The organism is Streptomyces sp. NPDC048419 (genome assembly GCF_043200415.1).
GTDB lineage: Bacteria > Actinomycetota > Actinomycetes > Streptomycetales > Streptomycetaceae > Streptomyces.
Window position 1 is genome coordinate 273,187 of record NZ_JBICXT010000004.1, and the last position, 18,675, is coordinate 291,861.

Consider the following 18,675-nt stretch of genomic DNA (forward strand, 5'->3'; position numbering starts at 1 on the left):
TGCCGCGTGATCGGGCGAAGGCGGTGCGTGGAATGAGTGCACCTGGGTTTCCGGTGGCCGACGGCGAGCAGTCGGTACGGCCGAGCGGGCTGCTCGATGTGCTCGGCATGGCCTCGGTGGTCCTGGATGCCGAGGGACGCATCGTCCTGTGGAGTCCGCAGGCCGAGGAGCTGTTCGGCTACCCGGCCGAGGAGGCCCTCGGCGAGTACGCGGCCCGGATCATGGTGCACGAGCAGCACCTCGACCTCGTGATCAAACTCTTCGCCGACGTCATGCTCACCGGCCAGAGCTGGGCCGGCGCCTTCCCCATCCGGCGCAAGGACGGCACCACGCGTCTGGTGGAGTTCCGCAACATGCGGCTGCTGGACGACCACGGCGACGTCTACGCGCTCGGCCTCTGCGCCGACCGGACCACCGTACGGCGCCTGGAACGGGACGTGGCGCTGTCCAACCGCATGATCGCCCAGTCCCCCATCGGCCTGGCCGTCCTGGACACAGATCTGCGCTACGTGTCGGTCAACCCCGCGCTGGAACAGATCAACGGGCTGCCTGCCAAGGACCACGTCGGCCGGTCGATCCGCGAGGTCCTGCCCTACGTCGACGCCGACACGATCGAGGCGGCGGCGCGGCAGGTGCTGGAGACCGGGCGTCCGCTGGTCGACCAGCAGACCATCGGCCGGACCGCGGCCGATCCGGACGACGAGCGGGCCTGGTCGATGTCGCTGTACCGGCTGGACGACGCGGTCGGCACCGTGCTCGGTCTGGCCGGTTCGGTCGTGGACGTCACCGAGCAGCACCGGGCGGGCGTCGAGGCGGAGGCCGCCCGGCGGCGTCTCCAGGTCATCGCGGACGCCTCGGCCCGGATCGGCACCACGCTGGAGCTGGAGCGCACCGCGCGCGAACTGGCCGACGTCGCCGTGCCGGAGCTCGCCGACATCGCGGCGGTGGACCTGCTCGACGCGTTGGTGCTGGGCAGGCGCAGCAGCCTCGGCCCCGCCGAGTCCGCGGTGATCCGCGCCCTCGCCGTGCAGGCGGACGACGCCCCTGAGGCGCTGCGGGCGGCCGACCAGCCAGGGCAGGTGGCGCGGTACGGTCCCGACCGCCTGGTCACCGAGTGCGTGCGCACCGGCCAGCCGGTCATGGTGCCGCAGGTCGAGGCCGCACATCTGCCCCGTATCGCCCGCTCGCCCGAGGCGGCGGACCTGCTGGCCCGCGCCGGCGTCCACTCCTATCTCGCGGTGCCGCTGATCGCACGCGGTGAGGTGCTCGGAGCACTCGACCTCAAGCGCACGAACAACCCGCTGCCGTTCAGCGAGGACGACCTGCTGCTCGCCCGTGAACTGGCCGCCCGGGCGGCGGTGCAGATCGACAACGCCCGCTGGTACCAGAACGCCCGCGACACGGCCCTCACCCTCCAGCGCAGCCTCCTGCCCAGCCATCCGTCAGTGACGGGCGGGCTCGAGGTCGCCTCCCGCTACCAGCCGGCCGGCGGCACCACGGAGGTCGGCGGTGACTGGTTCGACGTGATCCCCCTGGAGGGCGGCAAGACGGCGCTGGTGGTGGGCGACGTGATGGGCAGCGGCATCAACGCCGCCGCGACCATGGGCCGGCTTCGCACCGCGACCAACACCCTCGCCTCCCTCGACCTCGATCCGGCCCGGGTCCTGGAGCACCTCGACCGGATCACCGAGGACCTCGACCACTCCATCGCCACCTGCGTCTACGCCGTCCACGACCCCGAGCTGCGGCAGTGCCGGATCGCCAACGCGGGTCATCTGCCGCCGGCCCGGCTGCGCGCCGGGCGCGCGCCGGAGCTGCTCGAACTGCCCACCGGGGTGCCGCTGGGCGTGGGCGGGGTGGCCTTCTCCACCACCACGGTCGACCTGGAGCCGGGCGACCGTCTCGTGTTCTACACGGACGGCCTGGTGGAGACGCGGCAGCATCCTCTGGACGAGCGCCTCGACGCGCTCCTGGCCCTGCTCGAAGGGCCCGACCGTCCGCTGGAGGAGGTCGCGGACCTGCTGCTGCGTACGCTGCGTCAGCCCGACAACTCCGACGACGTGGCACTGCTCATCGCGCGCGTGCAGAAGACGCGCTGATCAGCCGGATTCACAGGTAATGATTACTCGCTCTTTATCGACCTCATTCGACAATCACAGGTAGGCATGGCACGTAGATGCCGGGGCTGTGGCCGATGGGAGCGAGCCGTGATGCACGAGCCGGACCAGGAACCCACCGCGGACATGGAAGTGATGACGGGCCCGGGCGGGGCGGACCGCGAGCCGGGGCGCCGGCGCTCTCGCCGCGCGCGTGCCGTGACCGCGGCGGCCACGGTCGTCGTCCTGGCCCTCGGCGGCACGGTCGCCTACGCGGCGACGTCGGGCGGCTCGGGCCAGGGGGCGACACCCTCCGCGTCCGGATCCGCGTCGCCGTCACCCGGCGGTCCCCGCGACCGGCACGGCGGCGGGCGCTGGTTCGGCGCCGGCGGCATGGGCGTGCACGGCGAGGCGACCGTCAAGGACCAGGAGACCGGCAAGTGGATCACCCGGACCTGGCAGCGCGGCACCGTCGAGAAGATCGACGGCGACCAGGTCACCGTCAAGAGCGAGGACGGCGCCTCGTGGACCTGGACCGTCAACTCCGGCACCACGGTCCTGCGCGACGGTACGAAGGCCTCCGGCGCCGGCGCCCTGAAGAAGGACGACACGGCCTTCCTCATCGGCACCCGAGCCGACAACGGCACCAGGACCGCGACCCACGCCCTCGAGGGAACGTGGGGGAACAGGGGCCCAGGCGACAAGGGCGGCCCCGGTGACGGCCACGGCAAGTTCCCCGGCCACCGCAATTGGCGCATGCCGGCCCCGTCGACGAGCCCGTCGGACAACGGCGCGACCACCTGACGGAGCCGCCGGCACCGGCACCGGCACCGGCACCGGCACTCAGGTCTACTCCCTCACGCCCACGACCACGTTGGCGTACTGCTCCTCCGACACCGCCAGACGTGACGTCAACCCGCTTGCGGCGAAGGCCTCCAGGGCCGCCGCGGCCTGGCGTTCGCTCGTCTCCACAAGTACGCAACCACCCCGACGCAGCCAGCGAGGCGCTTCCGCGGCGACGCGGCGCAGGACGTCGAGGCCGTCCGTGCCGCCGTCGAGGGCGGTGAGGGGCTCGTGGTCGCGGGCCTCGGCGGGCAGGAGACCGACCTCACCGGTCGGGACGTAGGGGACGTTGGCCGCGAGGATGTCGACGCGGCCGCGCAGGTCGTCCGGCAGGGCCGTGAACAGGTCGCCCTGGTGGACCTCGCCGTCGACGTTGCGGCGCGCGCAGCGCACCGCGGCCGGATCGAGGTCGGCGGCGTGCAGTTCCACGGGTCCGAGGGCGGAGACGAGCGCCGCGCCCACCGCACCCGAGCCACAGCAGAGGTCGACCACGACGGACGCGTCCGGGACCTGCGCGAGGGCCTGTTCGACGAGGAACTCCGTACGCCGGCGGGGCACGAACACCCCGGGCTCCACGGCGATACGCAGCCCGCGGAACTCCGCCCAGCCGACGACGAGTTCGAGGGGCAGCCCGGCGACCCGGCGGTCGACGAGCGCGGCGAGTTCCTCCGGCGTACGGGCGGTGGCGAGGATCAACTCCGCCTCGTCCTCGGCGAAGACACAGCCCGCGGCGCGGAGCGCGGCGACGACGGAGTCACGGACGGACGGCGACGGCGGAGAGGAGGGAGACAGTGGGGGCATGGAAGCCGAGAGCCTTTCGGTGAGTCGAAGGGCGCTCTCGCGGCCGCCTAGCGGCGGCGACCCGCGTGATTCGAGAGGAGAGCACCCGACCTGCGCACTGCGGAAATGGGTCTCACCTCCTCCGTCTCCGGCGGCCGGGGCGTTCCCGGGCCGGACGGCCACATTACCCCAACGCTCAGACGCCGACCGTCTCCTCGACCTCCTCCACGGCGTCCTGCTCCGCCTCCTCCTCACGAGCCTCCAGGGCCGGCTCCGCGGTCGCCCGCGCCGGCGCGGCGGAAACCCTCGCTGTCTTGGACCGCTCGTACACCGCCGCGATCACCGTGACCGCGAGGCCGAGCAGCAGCCAGGCCGCCAGCGTCCATACGTTGCGCGACAGGCCGTCGCTGCCGAAGTACAGCAGGCTGCGGGCGCCCTCGACGAACCCGGCGCCGTTCCAGAAGGCGTGCAGGGTGCCGAAGAAGCCGTTCTGGAGGTCGGGCCGGAACAGGCCGCCGGAGCTGGTGAAGTTGAGCATCACGAACAGCACCATCATGGCGAGCGTGGTCCAGCGCTTGAGGAAGGTGTGCAGGCCCACGCCGATGAACAGGATGCCGGCGGAGTAGAGCCAGGCCATGCCCCACAGGGTGGTGAGGTCGTGGTGGGCGAGGTGGAACACGGGTCCGGCGAGCAGCGCGCCGATGCCGCTGACGACGGCGGAGACCCCGAGTGCCAGCAGCGCGCGCACCCGCATCCGCAGGGCACCGCCTGCGGCACCGAGCGCGGCGACCGAGGCGTAGGAGCCGATGCTCACCGCGATCAGCAGGAAGAACAGTCCTTGCCCGGTGGGGTCGTCCGAGACGGGTGCGGCGACGTCGGTGACTTTCAGCGCGGTGCCCTGCTCGGCTGCGACGGGGGTGAAGACCTTCTCGACCGCCGTCGCGTCCATGTCGGAGGCGGCGGAGGCGACGACGAGTTCCGGTGTCCGCCCGCTGGGCACGAAGGCCCCTGTGATGTCACGGGAGTTGAGCAGGTCGACGGCCGCGGAGCGGGTGGGAACCGTGCGGACGTCGAGCTTGTCCCCCGCCGTGTCCTTGACGGTCTGCGCGAACACCTTCGCCTGCGGGCCGGAGCCGACGACGGCGACCGGCAGGTGGTGGGGCTCCGGCGCCACGAACGCCCCCATGTACGCGAGTCCCATGCCGATGCACATCAGCAGCGGGGTGATCAGGTGCGTGATCACGTGACGCAGGCCCTGCGACCTCATCGCTCACAACCTCCAAATGGTTGGCTTATACAACTCTCGGGCAAGTTGTACTATACAACCAAGAGGGGCCGGGTGATATTCCGTGGTGGGTCCCTCGGTGAGTGAGGGAGGTCCGGTGGAAGCAGACGAGGCCGTGGAGACCATCCAGCGGGAGATGACCGCCTTCGCCCGCCGCGCCCGCGCGTCGGCGGGCCGTATGCACCCCGAACTGTCGCTGGTCTCGTACACGTTGCTCGGGCATCTGGAGGAGAGCGGCGGCTGCCGGGCCACCGACCTGGCGACGCACTACGCGCTCGACAAGTCGACCGTGAGCCGCCAGGTCGCCGCGCTGGAGCGGGCCCGTCTCATCGAGCGGCGGGTGGACCCGGACGACCACCGCGTCCAGGTCCTGCACCTCACCGAGACGGGCACCCGGATCCTCGCGCAGGTCACCGACAGCCGCCGGACCGCCTTCCGGGAACGGCTGGCCGACTGGCCGAAGGAGGATCTGGAGCGGTTCGCCGGCTATCTCGTGCGCTACAACGCCTGGGCGCACCCCCAGAGCGACGCCTAGGCGCGGGTCAGGAAACCGCCACCACCCGCTCGTCCGCGAGGTGTTCGGGGGCGCGGGCCGACATGAACGCCGTGGTGCGGCGCAGGCGGAAGCCGAGGGACTCGTAGAGCCGGATGGCGTTCGTGTTGCCCGCGCCGGTGTGCAGGAACGGCGTCTCGCCGCGTTCCCGGATGCCGTGGGCGACCGCGAGGATCAGCCGGGTCGCCAGGCCCTCGCCGCGCACGGACGGGGCGGTGCAGACGCCGCTGATCTCGGTCCAGCCGGGCGGGTGCAGCCGCTCCCCCGCCATCGCGACGAGGGCGCCGCCACGGCGGATGCCCAGGTAGGTGCCGAGTTCGATGGTGCGGGGCAGGAAGGGGCCCGGCCGGGTGCGCGCGACCAGGTCGAGCATCTCCGGGACGTCGGCGGGGCCCAGGAGCACGGCCTCCGGGTCGGGGGCGGCGTCCAGCCCGTCGTCGACGTACTGCACGCCCTCGATCCGGAAGGTGATCTCCCAGTCGGGCGGTACCTCGCCGCGGAAGCCGAGCAGCGGGACCTCGGCGCCGGGTCCGGCGAGCGCCGCGAGGTCCGCCCAGTCCTCGGGGTCGGGCTCCGCGGGCAGGGCCTGCCAGGGCGTCACGTCGACGGGATAGCGCAGCACCCGGCCGCGCCGCTCCGCGAAGCGGGCGTGCGGGCCGGTCAGCGCGGCGAGGGCGGGGTGGTCGAGGACGTGGCTCATCCGGCGTTCTCCGTGGGGACGATCACGATCTTGCCGCGGGCGTGGCCCTCCTCGACGGTGCGCAGCGCCTCCCCGGCCCGGTCGAGGGGGAAGGTCTGCGTCACGTGCGGGTCCAGGCCGCCGGTGACGACGAGGTCGGCCACCTCGGTCAGCCGGGCGGAGGTGCGGACCCGGGCGACGCGGCCACCACCGAGCTCCTGTGCCGCGTCGGGCGAGCCCCCGGCCGTGACGAGCTTCGTGCGGTCGGTGAGCAGGGTCGCGGCCTCGGTGAGGACGGCGCCGCCGACGAGGTCGTAGACCCCGTCGACCTCGCCCGGCACGCGCGCGGTCCAGCCCTCGCCGGACGGGACGTGCACGGCGCCGAGGGACTCGATCAGGTCCTTCTTGGCCTCGCTCGCGACACCCACCACGCGCAGTCCGAGCGTGCGGGCGATCTGCACGGCCGCGACGCCGACCCCGCCGCCCGCGCCCGTGACCAGCACGGTCGCGCCGGCCGGCAGGTCGAGCTGGCGGACTCCGTCGTACGCCGTCGCGCCCGCGACGGGCAGGGTCGCCGCGTCGGTGAAGGACAGAGCCGCGGGCTTCTTCGCGGTGAAGCCGGTGGTCAGCAGGGCGTACTCGGAGTACCCGCCGACGACCGGCTGGCCGAAGACCTCGTCCCCGACGGTGAACCCCTGGACCCCCTCACCGACCTCCTCTACGACGCCCGAGACCTCGCTGCCCATGAAGGCGGGGAACTCGCGCTCGCTGTCGCCCGGGCGCCGGAACCCGGTGCGCAGCTTCCAGTCCACGGGGTTCACACCCGCGGCACGCACCGCGACCAGTACCTGTCCCGCGCCGGGGACGGGCCGGTCCACCTCGATCAGGGCCTCGACCTCGGGCCCGCCGTTCCGCGTGAAGACGTACGCCTTGGGCATGTGCTCCCACTCCTTCGCTGTCGACGACGGCAACAGTCAGCAAGGGTGATCGGCGGGCGGCTATTCCCGGGGCGCCGGAAGCTTCATACGGGCTTAATGATCCTGGTCCCGGATTCGCCGGCCCTGGGCAGGAGCATCACCGGCGAGCACGTACGGTTGAACAGGTAATCGATCGCCTCCGTCCCGCTGGATCCGCATGAACGTCACCCGAGGCTTCACCGGACGCCCCCGCGTCCACAATCCGGGCCTGCCGCCAGGCCAGTACGACGCGGGCGACGGCTGGCCCGTCCTGTCCGCCGAGGTCACGCCCGAGCTGGCGCCCGCGGACTGGACCTTCCGCGTCGACGGGCTCGTGGAGCGGCCGCGGACCTGGGACTGGGAGCAGGCGCACACGCTTCCGGCGTCGGCCTACGAGGGCGACATCCACTGCGTGACGAGCTGGTCGAAATTCGGGGTGCGGTTCGGGGGCGTGTCCCTGGACGCCTTCCTCGATGTGGTGCGGCCCCATGTGTCGGCCACCCACGTCGTCGCGTACTCGCACACCGGGTACACCTCGAACCTGCCGCTCGCGGACCTGACCGGCGGGCGGGCCTGGATCGCCTGGGAGTACGACGGGCAGCCCCTCGCCCCCGAGCACGGCGGGCCCGCCAGGCTGCTCGTGCCCCACCTGTACTTCTGGAAGAGCGCCAAGTGGATCGCGGGCCTGACGCTCCTCGACCACGACGAGCCCGGCTTCTGGGAGCAGAACGGCTACCACGCGCGCGGCAACCCCTGGCAGGAGCAGCGGTACTCCGGTGACTGAGACGACCGCTTCCCCCGCCTTCGTGCCGCCGACCCGCTTCGCCGTGCCCGGCCGTATCGGCGTCAGCGAGGAGACCGCCGCGGTGTGGCACATGGCCACGCTCACCGAGATCCGCCGCGAGACGCCGCGTGCGGCCACCTTCCGGTTCGCGGTGCCCGGCTGGGCGGGGCATCTGCCCGGCCAGCACCTGCTGATGCGGCTGACCGCCGAGGACGGTTATGTGGCCCAGCGCCACTATTCCATCGCGTCGGCTCCCGACGACACCGGGCATGTCGAGCTGACCCTGGACCAGGTGGCGGACGGCGAGGTCTCGGGCTGGTTCCACACCGTGGCCGAGCCCGGTGACCAGGTCGAGATACGCGGCCCGCTGAGCGGCTTCTTCGCCTGGCCGGGCGACCGGCCGGCGCTGCTGGTCGGGGCCGGCTCCGGGGTCGTGCCGCTGATGTCGATGCTGCGGCACCACCGGGCGCGCGGCCTGGACGTACCACTGCGGATGCTGGTGTCCGCGCGCAGTCCCGAGGAGCTCATCTACGCGCCTGAGTTCGGCCCGGAGACGACGCCCGTGTTCACGAGGAGCGCGCCGGCGGGCGTGCCGGTAGGACGTATGGCGGCCGCACATATGGCGCCACTCCTGGCAGAGCGGCCCGCTGGTGGGTGGGAGGCCTACGTGTGCGGTTCGAACGCCTTCGCCGAGCACGCCTCCCGGCTGCTCGTCGAGGCCGGCCAGCCCGTGGACCGGATCCGTATCGAACGCTTCGGGTGAGGTGGCGCAAACCACTGCGTCCAGGCGGCCCGCCGTGAACGAACCGCGTCCCTCGGGGTACCCAAGTTCTCAGGGACACTCGCGCGCATACGCGATGCGGAGGGACAATACGAACCGAACACGAAACGGCCCCTCCGGCTTCGGTGACGGCGAGGAGGTCGACATGCGAACCCGGGTGCGCGGCTGGCGCTGGCGGCACAATCCGCTGCGGCGCCGGTCGGACGTGATCGAGGCGTGGACGGCGCTGATCGCCGCCACTCTGCTGCTGGTGGCCGCACCGCTGGTGGGAGTACTGGCGGGCTGGTGGGCCCACGACCAGGCGCGGGGCGTCGCCGTGACACAGCGCGCCGAACGCCACCCGGTGCGGGCCGAGGTCACCGGTGAGGCACCCGACCAGCTGCCCACCGTGCAGGGCGGCCGGCAGCACACGTATCGCGTGCAGGTGCGCTGGACCGACCCGGCCACCGGGACGCACACCACCACGGCCCGTGTACCGGCCGGCACCCGGCACGGCGACAAGGTCTCCCTCTGGTTCGACGCCAAGGGCCACAACGTTCCCCCGCCGCCCGGCAGCACCGCGATCTGGCAGCACACCGTGACCGTCGGCGCGATCGCCGCGGGCGGCGCCGTCGCGGTGGTGCTCCTCGTGAACGTCGTCGTCCGGCACATCTCCGCCGGTCACCGCCTTGCCGAGTGGGAGCGGGCGTGGGCGCGGACCGAGCCGGAGTGGACGCGGCGCCGGGCGTGAGGGACCGCCCCGCGGTGACACGGGCATCCACAACGACCTGGCGGGTAGTTGGACCACCCACGTACGGTGTGATCATCCGCACCGGCCCTTCACCAAGGCGGTTCTAGATGGCCCTGTTCGACCTACCTCTCGACGAGCTCCACGAGTACCGCAGCGCGTCCACCGAGCCCGAGGACTTCGACGCGTTCTGGTCCAAGACCCTCAAGGAGGCCCGCGCGCACGACCTGGACGCCCGTTTCGAACCGGTCGACACGGGTCTGACGACGGTCCAGGTCCACGACGTGACCTTCGCGGGATTCGGCGGGCACCCGGTCAAGGGCTGGCTGACGCTGCCCGCGGGGGCGGCCGAACCGCTGCCGCTGGTCGTGGAGTTCGTCGGCTACGGCGGCGGACGCGGCCTGCCGCACGAGCATCTGCTGTGGGCGTCCACCGGCCGCGCGCACTTCGTGATGGACACGCGCGGACAGGGCAGCGCGTGGGGCGGGGGCGGCGGCACCCCGGACCCGGTGGGCGGCGCGCCGGCCTACCCCGGTTTCATGACCCGCGGCGTCGACGCACCCGAGAACTACTACTACCGCCGGGTGTTCACGGACGCGGTACGCGCCGTCGAGGCGGCCCGCTCGCACCCGCTGACCGACGCCTCGCGCACGGTCGCCCTCGGCGCCAGCCAGGGCGGCGGCATCACCATCGCGGTGGGCGGGCTGGTCCCGGACCTGACGGCGATCGCTCCGGACGTGCCGTTCCTGTGCGACTACCCGCGCGCCGCGACGCTGACGGACCGTCACCCGTACCGCGAGATCGGCCTGTTCCTCAAGACCCACCGCGGCCGCACCGACGACGCCCTGCGCACCCTGTCCTACTTCGACGGCGTGCACTTCGCCTCCCGCGGCCGCTCCGCCGCCCTGTTCTCGGCCGCCCTGGAGGACCAGACCTGCCCGCCCTCCACGGTCTTCGCCGCCTTCAACGCCTGGGCGCACGACGACAAGTCGATCGAGGTCTACGACTTCAACGACCATGAGGGCGGCGGCCCCTACCAGGAAGCGGCCAAGCTCCAGTGGCTGCGGTCCTACGCCTGAGGACGCGGGGACATGGAGACGTATGAGGCCGCCGAGCGCTTCGTCCGTGTCTGGGAGCGGGCCTGGGCCGTGCACGACGTGGACGCGCTGCTGGAGCTGTATTCGGAGAGTTGCGTCCACCGCTCGATGCCGTTCCGGGAGCCGCACCGGGGGCGCGGCGAGCTGGCCGCCTATCTGCGCCGGTCGTTCACCGAGGAGCGGGTGACGGACGTGCGGTTCTCGCCACCGCTCGTCGGCCCGGACGGCGTCGCGGTGGCCGAGTTCCGGGTGCTGGCCGAGGAGGACGGGATCGCGTCCGCGCTCGCGGGCTGCGTGTTCGCGCGTTTCGACGACGCGGGCCTGGCGGTCGAGACACGGGACTACTGGCACATGGCCGACGGCCACCGCGAGCCCACGGAGAAGCTCTTCTTCTTCTGACCTTCCCTCCAGTCCGACCAGTCGGTACGTTCTCCATCAACCCGGGCCGCAGGGTCGCGGCCTGGGTTTCCGGCTGACGACGGAGGGTCCCATGGCGGAGCACGAGCCAGAGGTGCGCGGTTACTGCGACGAGCGGTTCACGGCGGTGCGGACGGCTCTGGAGGAGAACTTCCGGGACCGCGCGGAGCTCGGCGCCGCGGTCGCCGTCAGCGTCGGCGGCGAGGTCGTGGTGGATCTGTGGGGCGGCTGGGCCGACGCGGCCCGCACCCGGCCCTGGGAGCACGACACCCTGGTCAACGTCTGGTCGACGACGAAGGGGCCGGTCGCGCTGTGCGCGCACATCCTCGCCGACCGGGGACTGCTCGACTTCGACGCGCCGGTGGCCACGTACTGGCCCGAGTTCGCGGCGGCCGGCAAGGACAAGGTCCTCGTACGCCATCTGCTGTCGCACCGCGCCGGGCTGTCCGGCCTGCGGGAGCCGCATTCGCTCGAGCAGCTCTACGACTGGGAGTTGACCACGCAGCGGCTCGCGGCCACCGAGCCCTGGTGGGAGCCCGGCACGCGGTCCGGGTACCACGCGCTGACCTACGGCTTCCTGGTCGGGGAGGTCGTTCGGCGCGTCTCGGGGCTGCGGCCGGGGGCCTTCCTGGAGCGGGAGGTGACCGGGCCGCTCGGGATCGACTTCCGCGTCGGCCTGCCGGAGAAGGAGTCCGGGCGGGCCGCCGAGCTGGTGCATCCGCCGGCCGCGTCCGGCAGCGAACAGGCGGCGATCTTCAGCCAGTTGACGCCCGCGGCCCTGGCCGCACTGGTCAACCCGCCGGCCGGCGCGACCGAGGCGAACACACCGGAGTGGCGGGCCGCCGAGATCCCGGCCGCGAACGGACACGGCACGGCACGGGCGGTCGCCGCGCTCTACGGGATCTTCGCGGGCCGTGGGTCCTTCGACGGCCACCGCGTCCTGTCGGCCGAGGCGGCCGAGCGGGTGCGCGAGGGCCAGGGCAGCTGCCGCGACCTGGTGCTCGGCGCTGGTTTCGAGGGCGAGACGGAGGTCGGGCTCGGACTGTGGCTGAGCGGCACCAACGGCTCCTACGGCCCCAACCCGCGCGCTTTCGGACACGATGGCTTCGGCGGCTCCTGCGGTCTCGCCGACCCGGAGGCAGAGGCGTCCATGGGCTACGTGATGAACCGGATGGGGCCTCATATCGCCGACGACCCACGGAAGATGGCCCTGGTCGACGCCCTCTACAGCGCACTCTGAGAGGCTTTCCGCGCGGGCCGGTTTCGGCCGAACCGGCAGGCCGCTCTTCCTTCCTGGTTTAGACCAATGCTAGATCTGGTGGCGCACCGAGTCCGCACGGCCACGGCATGTCACCAAACAGGAGGCGCGGCATGGCCCGCACCACCCCGCACGACCGTCCCCTGCCCGAGAAGGAGCCGCTGTACTGGCGCGTCGCGACGCGGCTGCTCGGTGAGCTGCGCGACGGCGGCATCCCGCCCGGCGAACGCCTGCCGGGCGAACGGCACTTGGCCGAGCGCTTCGGCGTCAGCAGGGAGACGGTCCGGCAGGCGCTGGAGGTGCTGCGCCGGGACGGCGTGGTCGCCACCGACCGGCGCGGCAGCCACGCCACCCTGCCCGGGCTGCCGGTGGAGAGCCCGTCCTCGCTGGCCTTCCCGGTCGGCGCCCGGGCGGCCGCGGACCCGGGCGCCCTCGACCGGGCCAGGGTCACCTGGGAGACACCCCCGCCCGAGCACGCAGAGGCCCTGGGGCTCGCCCCGCACCGCCCGACCCTCGTACACCGCTACGAGTCGGCCGGCGCCGACGGCCGCGGCCGCCGCACGGCCATGACGTCGTTCTCCGCCGTCGCCCTCGCCGAGGTCGAGGAACTGGCCCGCTACCGGGACCGCGCCGACGGCGCCTGTTCGGCCCAGCTGCGCCGCGCCTACGACTGGATGCGCAGGGCGGGCCTGACCCTGCACCACCGGGACACCATCACCCCGCTCGCGGACACGCCCTCGGTGCGGGTCACCCGGCGCGTGCACGACCAGTACGCGCGGCCGCTGGAGATCACCGACCTGGTGGTGGACGCCCAACCGGACGCCCTGATCTACGAGTTCACGCTGCCCGCGGCGGGCTGACCGCGCCCCGGGCGCCGGAAGTACAGCCGTACGACGGAGCCCTCGGGGTCGAGGGCGTCGTCGACCAGATCGCTCAACTGCCGCACCAGCCACATGCCGTGACCACCGGGAGCACCGGGCTCGGGCGGCAGGTGGCCGGGGAAGGGCGGCCCGGCCACCGGGGTGTGCGCGCCGAAGTCGGAGATCTCGCAGATCACATGGTTCCGGTCGCTGTGCAGCCGTACCACACCCTGCCCACCGCCGTACCGCACGGCGTTGACCATCGTCTCGTGCACCGCCGCCACCAGGTCGTACGCCCGCTGCTCCGACAGACCCAGGCGGCGGGCGTACGCCCTCAGGGCACGACGTACGGCAGCCGTCCGGCCGCGGCCGAAACGGATGCCGTCCGCTCCCCCGGGCAGCCGGGCGAGACCCTGCTCGTCGCACTCCGCGGAGAAGTCCGCCGGGTCGGCGTAGTCGACCGCGGCGCGGGCCTCGTGGACGAGCTCCGGGTGGGTGCGGGCGGCGCTGCACACGACGCTCTCGGGCAGCACCCGCATGTCGTACGGGCACAGGATCCAGTGGCGGGAGCCGGCGAAGGCGACGTTCACCAGGGACTCGTACCGCATCCACTCCCGGGTCTCCAGGACGGTACGGCCCTCCCAGACCGGCTCGCCGACGACGCGGACGCGGCGGCCCGCCCCCTGCCGGCGGCAGTAGGAGTGGTAGCGGCCCAGGGTGCGCGAGGGGTAGTCGTACCAGTCGAGGGCGTCGTGGGATTCCAGGTCGCGGAAGCGGCTGCCGAGCTCCTCGCCGAGCAGGGTGATGTTGCGGACGCTCACCACCACCAGCAGCGTGTCGCCCGCGTCGAGCCCGTCGCGGACGAAGCGGGCGACGGTGTCGAGGAACTGGTCTTCGGAGCGGTAGCGCAGGGCCTGATGGACGAATCCGGTCACGGTCCCCCTCCGTCCGGTGCGCCCGCGCCGGCAGGCTCGATGTACAGGCCCGGAACCCGGTCCCAGCCGGTCACCCTCATCACCCGCTGCACATGCGGCGCGACACCCGACAGTTCGAGGGTGCGGCCCGACGCGTACAGGCCGAGCGCCGTGAACACCAGCAGGCGCAGCGCTCCTACGTCGATGAAGCGCAGGCCGCGCAGGTCGACATGGGTGCGGGACGCGGCGCGGCCCTGGGCGCGGTCGGTCTCGGCGTGCAGGGCTCTGGCGACGGCCGTGACGTTCGTGTCGTCGACCTCACCGACCAGGGCGAGGCCCGGGGGTGCGAACGTGCGGCTGATGATGAGGAGTTCGTCGCGCCACACGTCGTCGGCGCCGACCCGGCCGTGGTGCAGCCCGGCGATCGGATCGAGTTCCGTGTCGCCGAAGATCCGGCGGTCGTACTGGCAGATGCCGAGGACCGGCAGCGAGGAGAACACGGGGTCGAGCAGCAGTTCGCTGTCGTGAAGCGTCTTGAGCTCCTTGCCGGCCAGCGTGCGCAGGCTCTCCGTGCACACGCGCAGGCCGAGAAACCCGTCGCCGACGGCCCGGCGGGCCTCGCGGCGGATCACCTCGTCCAGGTCCCACAGGCCCTCGGGTCCGGCGAGGTGCGGGTCGACGCACAGCCGGCCGTCGGAGAGTTCCTTGTCGACCGGGCAGCCGTGCGACTCCAGGAAGGACAGGGCGACCTCGCCCGGGACGTCGACGGGCGGCAGCAGGAGTCCGCGCTGCCCGCTGGCCAGACCGTCCAGCAAGAACACCGCGAGTACCGCCTCGCGCTCCTCGTCCGTGTCGTAGCCGAGGAGAAAGTGGTCTCCCTGGCGCATCTGTCCCACGGTTTTCTGGGTGGGTATGACGGCCATCCCCGTACCTCCCTCGGTGACGGACCGCTTCCAAACTACGCCGGAAGCGGCCCTGCCGTGAGGGGTTATGGTGTGCGCCATCCGTTCCGGTGAGGGGGAGCGATGGCGGCCTCTGTACAGGGCGGAAGGATCGGCAACCTTCCCGCCGAGGCAAACGTCTTCGTCGGCCGCAGGCGCGAACTCGCGCAGATAGCGGGGCTGTTGGGGACCGAGCGACTGGTGACGCTGACGGGGCCGGGAGGAGTCGGCAAGTCCCGGCTGGCGCTGCGGGCCGCGCACGCCGTGAAGTCCGGGTTCCCGGGCGGCACCTGGCTGGTGGAGCTGTCGGAGCTGAGGGACCCGAAGCTGCTGACGAACATCGTGGCCCAGGCGACCCGCCTGACCGAGCAGACACTTCGGCCCCTTCTGCCGGCCGTGTGCGAACACCTCGCCGGGGCGCCCGTGCTACTGGTTCTGGACACCTGTGAGCACGTTCTGGACGAATGCGCGCGCGTCGTGCGGGAACTCCTCGCGAACGTTCCGGATCTACGGATTCTGGCCACCGGCCGGCAGCCCCTGGGCGTGCCGGGCGAGCACGTACTGACCGTGGCACCGCTGCCACTGGGCGAACACGACGACGCGGTGGCCCTGTTCGCGGCACGGGCCGCGGCGGCACTGCCGGCGTTCACGCTCACCGATGACAACCGGGCCGACGTCGCGGCCGTCTGCACCCGGCTGGACGGGATCCCGCTGGCCCTGGAGCTGGCCGCCGTACGGCTGCGCGGTCTCCCCCTGCACCGGCTGCTGGAGGGCCTCGACTCCCGTTTCGACCTGCTCGTCTCCCCCGCCCGGCCGCGGCCGGCCCGGCACCAGACGCTGCGCACCGCGATCGGCTGGAGCCATGAACTGTGCACCCCGCTGGAGCGGCTGCTGTGGGCCCGCCTGTCGGTGTTCGCGGGCGGCTGGGACGTGGAGGCGGCCGAATTCGTGTGCCACGGCGGCCCCTTGGACCCGGAGGAGATCCTCACCCTGCTCGCCTCGCTCACCGAGAAGTCCATCATCACCCGGGACGGCGAGGGCGCGGCGCTGCGCTACCGGATGCTGGACACCGTCTGCTCCTTCGGCGCCGAGTGGCTGACCGGGCTCGGCGAGGTGGAGGCGGTCCGGATCCGCCACCGCGACTACTTCCGCTGGATCGCCCGACAGGGCGAGGCGGAGTGGCTCGGGCCCGGCCAGTGGATGTGGTCCGAGCGGCTGACCGTCGAGCACGCCAATCTCCGGCTGGCGATCGAGGAGTGCCTGACCGCCGCGGAACCCGAGACGGCACTCGAACTCACCGGCTCCCTCTGGTTCTTCTGGTTCGCCTGCGGGTTCGCCGAGGAGGGCCGCACCTACCTGGAACGGGCCCTGCGACGCACCCCCGAGGACGGCGGACCCGAGCACACCCTCGCCGTCTGGGCGCACCGGCTGGTCACCGTCGTCCCGGACGACCTGGAGGCGGCCGAGTCGGTGAGCGCCGCCTACGTGTGGCTCGCCGAGGAGCGCCGCCTGCCGGTGCCCGCGCTGCCGCTGACCGGAGCAAGTCTCGCCGTACGGGGCGAGTCGGCGCGGTCGGCGGTGCTGTACGGAAGCGTCCGGCAGGCGCCTGCCGGGGACGGCGGCGCCGAGTTCTTCCAGCTTCTGACGCTCGCCGTGCAGGCGTATCTGTTGGCCAGCCAGGCCGCGTTCGAGCGGTGCGCGGCGGTCGCCGAGCGGCTGCGCGCCGAGTGCGCCAAGCGCGGTGAGCTGTGGATGCGGGCCTGGGGCGACTTCTTCGTGGCGCTCGCCGGGATCGGTCTGGGCCATCCGGACGACGCGGTGCGCTCGGCGCGCGAGGCGCTGATCGCCAAGTGGCGGGTGCACGACCGGATCGGCGCCGCCGCGATCGCCGACCTCCTGGTGGTCGCGCAGGCCGCGCGGGGCGAGGACGAGCTGGCCGCACGTCTGCTGGGCATCAGCAGACGCCTGTGGCACGCGGCTGGCCTGCCGCAGTTGGGGCGGCCGGACCAGACGGTCTTCCACCGCGAGTACGAGCGCCGGCTCCGCGCCTCCCTCGGACACATGCGCTTCTCCGCGGCGGTGTCCGCGGGACGGGAGCTGGGGCCGGAGGAGGCGATCGAGCTGGCGCTGGGCGGGGAGCTGGACGGGTTCGACGTCTGATCGGGCGGAGGGACCGAGCGCAGGGCGGGAAGGGCCCGCCGGGGAGCGGATCCAGCCGGATCGAATCAGGCCGGATTGCAGGGCCCGGCTCCGGCCGGGCTACATGGGTCCGGCTCCGGCCGCATTGCATGGGCCCGGCTCCGGCCGCATTGCATGGGCCCGGCTCCGGCCGAGCTACATGGGTCCGGCTCCGGCCGCATTGCATGGGCCCGGCTCCGGCCGAGCTACATGGGTCCGGCTTCGGCCGGATTGCATGGGTCCTGTTCCGGCCGGATCCGATCAGGCCTGAACCGGCCGGGTGCGGCGGCTCTCGGCCACGATCATCCGCACACGCGGGCTGCCGTCGCTGCGGTGCCCGAACTCCGGGAGCGTCTCGAGATGCACGCCGAATCCGGCCCGCTCCAGCTCCCGCCGTACGTCGCCGAGGCGGAAGGAGCGGTAGTACATGACGAACGGGGGCCGCCACACGGCGTTGCGCACCCGCATGACCGCGTCGAAGCCGAGCAGCATCCAGAACGCGGGGGACGTGGGCCGGGACGGGGCGAGCACGGGGAAGGCGAAGCTGCCGCCCGGCCGGAGCACGGAGTGGACTTGCGCGAACAGGCCGGGCAGCTCACGCGGCAGGAAGTGCCCGAACGCTCCGAAGCTCACCACCAGATCGAAGGCGCCGGGCGCGAAAGGTAGCGCGCGGACGTCACCGCGGACCCAGGAGAGCGCGGGTCCCGGCGGCCGTACGGTCCGCCGCGCCACGTCGAGCATGCCCGCGCTGAAGTCGATGCCGGTGACACTGCGCCGGCACACCCGGGCCAGGACGCCGGCTCCCGCGCCGGTGCCGCAGGCCAGGTCGAGGCCGGTGTCGAAGGGACCGGTACGGGCCAGCGCCGAGGCGCACGCGTCGAGCACCGATTCCGGCGTGCGGAAGGGGGTGTGGTCGAACTTCGGGGCGAGCAGATCGTAGCCGTGCTCGACGGACGAGAGTGCCTGGACGGCGAGCTCGCGCAGGCTGGGGCCTTCGGGGCTGAACATCGCCGTCAGCTTAGCCAGAACGGCGGCACGCGGCGGTGGACACCCCGGCGTCCGCTCATTAGTCTCATCGACACCTACTCCACTAATTGACTAATGAGGTGATCCGATGCGAGCGTTCCGTGAGGCGGTCGAGGCCGGAGACATGGACTCCGTGGAGGCGCTGCTGGCCGAGGACGTCGTCTTCACCAGCCCGGTGGTCTTCAAGCCGTATCGGGGCAAGGCGATCACCGCCGCGGTCCTGCGCGCGGTCTCGACGGTGTTCCAGGACTTCCGGTACGACCGTGAGCTCGCCGGGGACGACGGCCGCGACCACGCCCTCGTCTTCACGGCCCGGGTCGGCGACCGCGAGCTGACGGGCTGCGACTTCATCCGCCTGGACGAGGACGGCCTGATCGCCGAACTCATGGTCATGGTGCGGCCGTTGTCGGGGGCGCAGGCGCTGGCCGCGGAGATGGGGGCGCGGTTCGACGAGATCGTCAAGGAGGCGGAGGCGCGATCGGCCTCCACCTCCTGACGTC

At 72.5% G+C, this 18,675-nt stretch carries 19 protein-coding genes; 12 read left to right on the forward strand and 7 right to left on the reverse strand.

The window, feature by feature from the left end; translation table 11 throughout:
* Nucleotides 1-32: 32 nt before the first annotated feature.
* Complete coding sequence (locus ACGFYN_RS11545; RefSeq protein WP_393865577.1) at nucleotides 33-2,099, forward strand: SpoIIE family protein phosphatase; 2,067 nt, start codon at nucleotides 33-35, stop codon at nucleotides 2,097-2,099.
* Nucleotides 2,100-2,210: 111 nt separating this feature from the next.
* Entirely contained in the window at nucleotides 2,211-2,900 is a 690-nt protein-coding gene (locus ACGFYN_RS11550) for a hypothetical protein (RefSeq protein WP_393865813.1), read from the forward strand.
* Nucleotides 2,901-2,945: 45 nt separating this feature from the next.
* On the opposite strand, the gene ACGFYN_RS11555 is transcribed toward ACGFYN_RS11550, so the two are convergent.
* Nucleotides 2,946-3,740: a putative protein N(5)-glutamine methyltransferase gene (locus ACGFYN_RS11555; protein WP_393865578.1), complete on the reverse strand. Its 795-nt coding sequence runs from the start codon at nucleotides 3,738-3,740 to the stop codon at nucleotides 2,946-2,948.
* 175 nt (nucleotides 3,741-3,915) lie between these two features.
* Nucleotides 3,916-4,986, reverse strand: coding sequence for a hypothetical protein (locus tag ACGFYN_RS11560; RefSeq protein ID WP_393865579.1), 1,071 nt, complete (start codon nucleotides 4,984-4,986; stop codon nucleotides 3,916-3,918).
* 115 nt (nucleotides 4,987-5,101) lie between these two features.
* Here ACGFYN_RS11560 and ACGFYN_RS11565 point away from each other — a divergent pair, with 115 nt between their 5' ends.
* A complete protein-coding gene (locus ACGFYN_RS11565) occupies nucleotides 5,102-5,539 on the forward strand; it encodes a MarR family winged helix-turn-helix transcriptional regulator (RefSeq protein ID WP_393865580.1) in 438 nt (145 codons plus the stop codon).
* A gap of 7 nt (nucleotides 5,540-5,546) precedes the next feature.
* Here ACGFYN_RS11565 and ACGFYN_RS11570 read toward each other — a convergent pair whose 3' ends face one another.
* Nucleotides 5,547-6,257: a GNAT family N-acetyltransferase gene (locus ACGFYN_RS11570; protein ID WP_393865581.1), complete on the reverse strand. Its 711-nt coding sequence runs from the start codon at nucleotides 6,255-6,257 to the stop codon at nucleotides 5,547-5,549.
* Entirely contained in the window at nucleotides 6,254-7,174 is a 921-nt protein-coding gene (locus ACGFYN_RS11575; RefSeq protein ID WP_393865582.1) for an NADP-dependent oxidoreductase, read from the reverse strand. The genes ACGFYN_RS11570 and ACGFYN_RS11575 overlap by 4 nt, the downstream gene beginning before the upstream one ends.
* A 196-nt stretch (nucleotides 7,175-7,370) precedes the next feature.
* Here ACGFYN_RS11575 and ACGFYN_RS11580 point away from each other — a divergent pair, with 196 nt between their 5' ends.
* The 7 genes from ACGFYN_RS11580 (at nucleotide 7,371) to ACGFYN_RS11610 (ending at nucleotide 13,116) form a co-directional block, all read left to right on the forward strand.
* Nucleotides 7,371-7,976, forward strand: a complete 606-nt coding sequence (locus tag ACGFYN_RS11580) for a sulfite oxidase-like oxidoreductase (protein WP_393865583.1) — start codon at nucleotides 7,371-7,373, stop codon at nucleotides 7,974-7,976.
* On the forward strand, nucleotides 7,969-8,739 hold the full coding sequence (locus ACGFYN_RS11585) for a ferredoxin reductase (protein ID WP_393865584.1): 771 nt from the start codon (nucleotides 7,969-7,971) through the stop codon (nucleotides 8,737-8,739). The genes ACGFYN_RS11580 and ACGFYN_RS11585 overlap by 8 nt, the downstream gene beginning before the upstream one ends.
* 163 nt (nucleotides 8,740-8,902) lie before the next feature.
* Entirely contained in the window at nucleotides 8,903-9,487 is a 585-nt protein-coding gene (locus ACGFYN_RS11590; protein ID WP_393865585.1) for a DUF3592 domain-containing protein, read from the forward strand.
* A 107-nt stretch (nucleotides 9,488-9,594) separates the two neighbouring features.
* Entirely contained in the window at nucleotides 9,595-10,563 is a 969-nt protein-coding gene (locus tag ACGFYN_RS11595; RefSeq protein ID WP_393865586.1) for an acetylxylan esterase, read from the forward strand.
* Between the two features lie 12 nt (nucleotides 10,564-10,575).
* A complete protein-coding gene (locus ACGFYN_RS11600; RefSeq protein ID WP_393865587.1) occupies nucleotides 10,576-10,980 on the forward strand; it encodes a nuclear transport factor 2 family protein in 405 nt (134 codons plus the stop codon).
* A gap of 91 nt (nucleotides 10,981-11,071) precedes the next feature.
* Nucleotides 11,072-12,238: a serine hydrolase domain-containing protein gene (locus ACGFYN_RS11605; protein ID WP_393865588.1), complete on the forward strand. Its 1,167-nt coding sequence runs from the start codon at nucleotides 11,072-11,074 to the stop codon at nucleotides 12,236-12,238.
* Between the two features lie 131 nt (nucleotides 12,239-12,369).
* The gene (locus tag ACGFYN_RS11610; protein ID WP_393865589.1) at nucleotides 12,370-13,116 is read left to right on the forward strand and encodes a GntR family transcriptional regulator; all 747 of its coding nucleotides are present in this window, start codon (nucleotides 12,370-12,372) and stop codon (nucleotides 13,114-13,116) included.
* Here ACGFYN_RS11610 and ACGFYN_RS11615 read toward each other — a convergent pair.
* Nucleotides 13,086-14,051: an anti-sigma factor RsbA family regulatory protein gene (locus ACGFYN_RS11615; protein ID WP_393865590.1), complete on the reverse strand. Its 966-nt coding sequence runs from the start codon at nucleotides 14,049-14,051 to the stop codon at nucleotides 13,086-13,088. The genes ACGFYN_RS11610 and ACGFYN_RS11615 overlap by 31 nt on opposite strands.
* Nucleotides 14,048-14,917, reverse strand: a complete 870-nt coding sequence (locus ACGFYN_RS11620) for an MEDS domain-containing protein (protein WP_393865591.1) — start codon at nucleotides 14,915-14,917, stop codon at nucleotides 14,048-14,050. Before ACGFYN_RS11620 ends, ACGFYN_RS11615 begins: the two co-directional genes overlap by 4 nt.
* A 138-nt stretch (nucleotides 14,918-15,055) precedes the next feature.
* Here ACGFYN_RS11620 and ACGFYN_RS11625 point away from each other — a divergent pair, with 138 nt between their 5' ends.
* Nucleotides 15,056-17,131 carry an ATP-binding protein gene (locus tag ACGFYN_RS11625; RefSeq protein ID WP_393865592.1) on the forward strand — a complete coding sequence of 692 codons (2,076 nt, stop codon included), beginning with the start codon at nucleotides 15,056-15,058 and terminating at the stop codon, nucleotides 17,129-17,131.
* Between the two features lie 279 nt (nucleotides 17,132-17,410).
* On the opposite strand, the gene ACGFYN_RS11630 is transcribed toward ACGFYN_RS11625, so the two are convergent.
* The gene (locus ACGFYN_RS11630; RefSeq protein ID WP_393865593.1) at nucleotides 17,411-18,157 is read right to left on the reverse strand and encodes a methyltransferase domain-containing protein; all 747 of its coding nucleotides are present in this window, start codon (nucleotides 18,155-18,157) and stop codon (nucleotides 17,411-17,413) included.
* A 106-nt stretch (nucleotides 18,158-18,263) separates the two neighbouring features.
* Here ACGFYN_RS11630 and ACGFYN_RS11635 point away from each other — a divergent pair, with 106 nt between their 5' ends.
* Nucleotides 18,264-18,671, forward strand: coding sequence for a nuclear transport factor 2 family protein (locus ACGFYN_RS11635; RefSeq protein ID WP_393865594.1), 408 nt, complete (start codon nucleotides 18,264-18,266; stop codon nucleotides 18,669-18,671).
* The last annotated feature ends 4 nt before the right edge of the window (nucleotides 18,672-18,675 follow it).

What these genes read in the sequence shown, in the direction of transcription:
- ACGFYN_RS11545 (WP_393865577.1), top strand. Translation starts at nt 33, where the DNA reads ATGAGTGCACCTGGGTTTCCGGTGGCCGACGGCGAGCAGTCGGTACGG.
- ACGFYN_RS11550 (WP_393865813.1), top strand. Translation starts at nt 2,211, where the DNA reads ATGCACGAGCCGGACCAGGAACCCACCGCGGACATGGAAGTGATGACG.
- ACGFYN_RS11555 (WP_393865578.1), bottom strand. Translation starts at nt 3,740, where the DNA reads ATGCCCCCACTGTCTCCCTCCTCTCCGCCGTCGCCGTCCGTCCGTGAC.
- ACGFYN_RS11560 (WP_393865579.1), bottom strand. Translation starts at nt 4,986, where the DNA reads ATGAGGTCGCAGGGCCTGCGTCACGTGATCACGCACCTGATCACCCCG.
- ACGFYN_RS11570 (WP_393865581.1), bottom strand. Translation starts at nt 6,257, where the DNA reads ATGAGCCACGTCCTCGACCACCCCGCCCTCGCCGCGCTGACCGGCCCG.
- ACGFYN_RS11575 (WP_393865582.1), bottom strand. Translation starts at nt 7,174, where the DNA reads ATGCCCAAGGCGTACGTCTTCACGCGGAACGGCGGGCCCGAGGTCGAG.
- ACGFYN_RS11580 (WP_393865583.1), top strand. Translation starts at nt 7,371, where the DNA reads ATGAACGTCACCCGAGGCTTCACCGGACGCCCCCGCGTCCACAATCCG.
- ACGFYN_RS11590 (WP_393865585.1), top strand. Translation starts at nt 8,903, where the DNA reads ATGCGAACCCGGGTGCGCGGCTGGCGCTGGCGGCACAATCCGCTGCGG.
- ACGFYN_RS11595 (WP_393865586.1), top strand. Translation starts at nt 9,595, where the DNA reads ATGGCCCTGTTCGACCTACCTCTCGACGAGCTCCACGAGTACCGCAGC.
- ACGFYN_RS11600 (WP_393865587.1), top strand. Translation starts at nt 10,576, where the DNA reads ATGGAGACGTATGAGGCCGCCGAGCGCTTCGTCCGTGTCTGGGAGCGG.
- ACGFYN_RS11605 (WP_393865588.1), top strand. Translation starts at nt 11,072, where the DNA reads ATGGCGGAGCACGAGCCAGAGGTGCGCGGTTACTGCGACGAGCGGTTC.
- ACGFYN_RS11610 (WP_393865589.1), top strand. Translation starts at nt 12,370, where the DNA reads ATGGCCCGCACCACCCCGCACGACCGTCCCCTGCCCGAGAAGGAGCCG.
- ACGFYN_RS11620 (WP_393865591.1), bottom strand. Translation starts at nt 14,917, where the DNA reads ATGCGCCAGGGAGACCACTTTCTCCTCGGCTACGACACGGACGAGGAG.
- ACGFYN_RS11625 (WP_393865592.1), top strand. Translation starts at nt 15,056, where the DNA reads ATGGCGGCCTCTGTACAGGGCGGAAGGATCGGCAACCTTCCCGCCGAG.
- ACGFYN_RS11630 (WP_393865593.1), bottom strand. Translation starts at nt 18,157, where the DNA reads ATGTTCAGCCCCGAAGGCCCCAGCCTGCGCGAGCTCGCCGTCCAGGCA.
- ACGFYN_RS11635 (WP_393865594.1), top strand. Translation starts at nt 18,264, where the DNA reads ATGCGAGCGTTCCGTGAGGCGGTCGAGGCCGGAGACATGGACTCCGTG.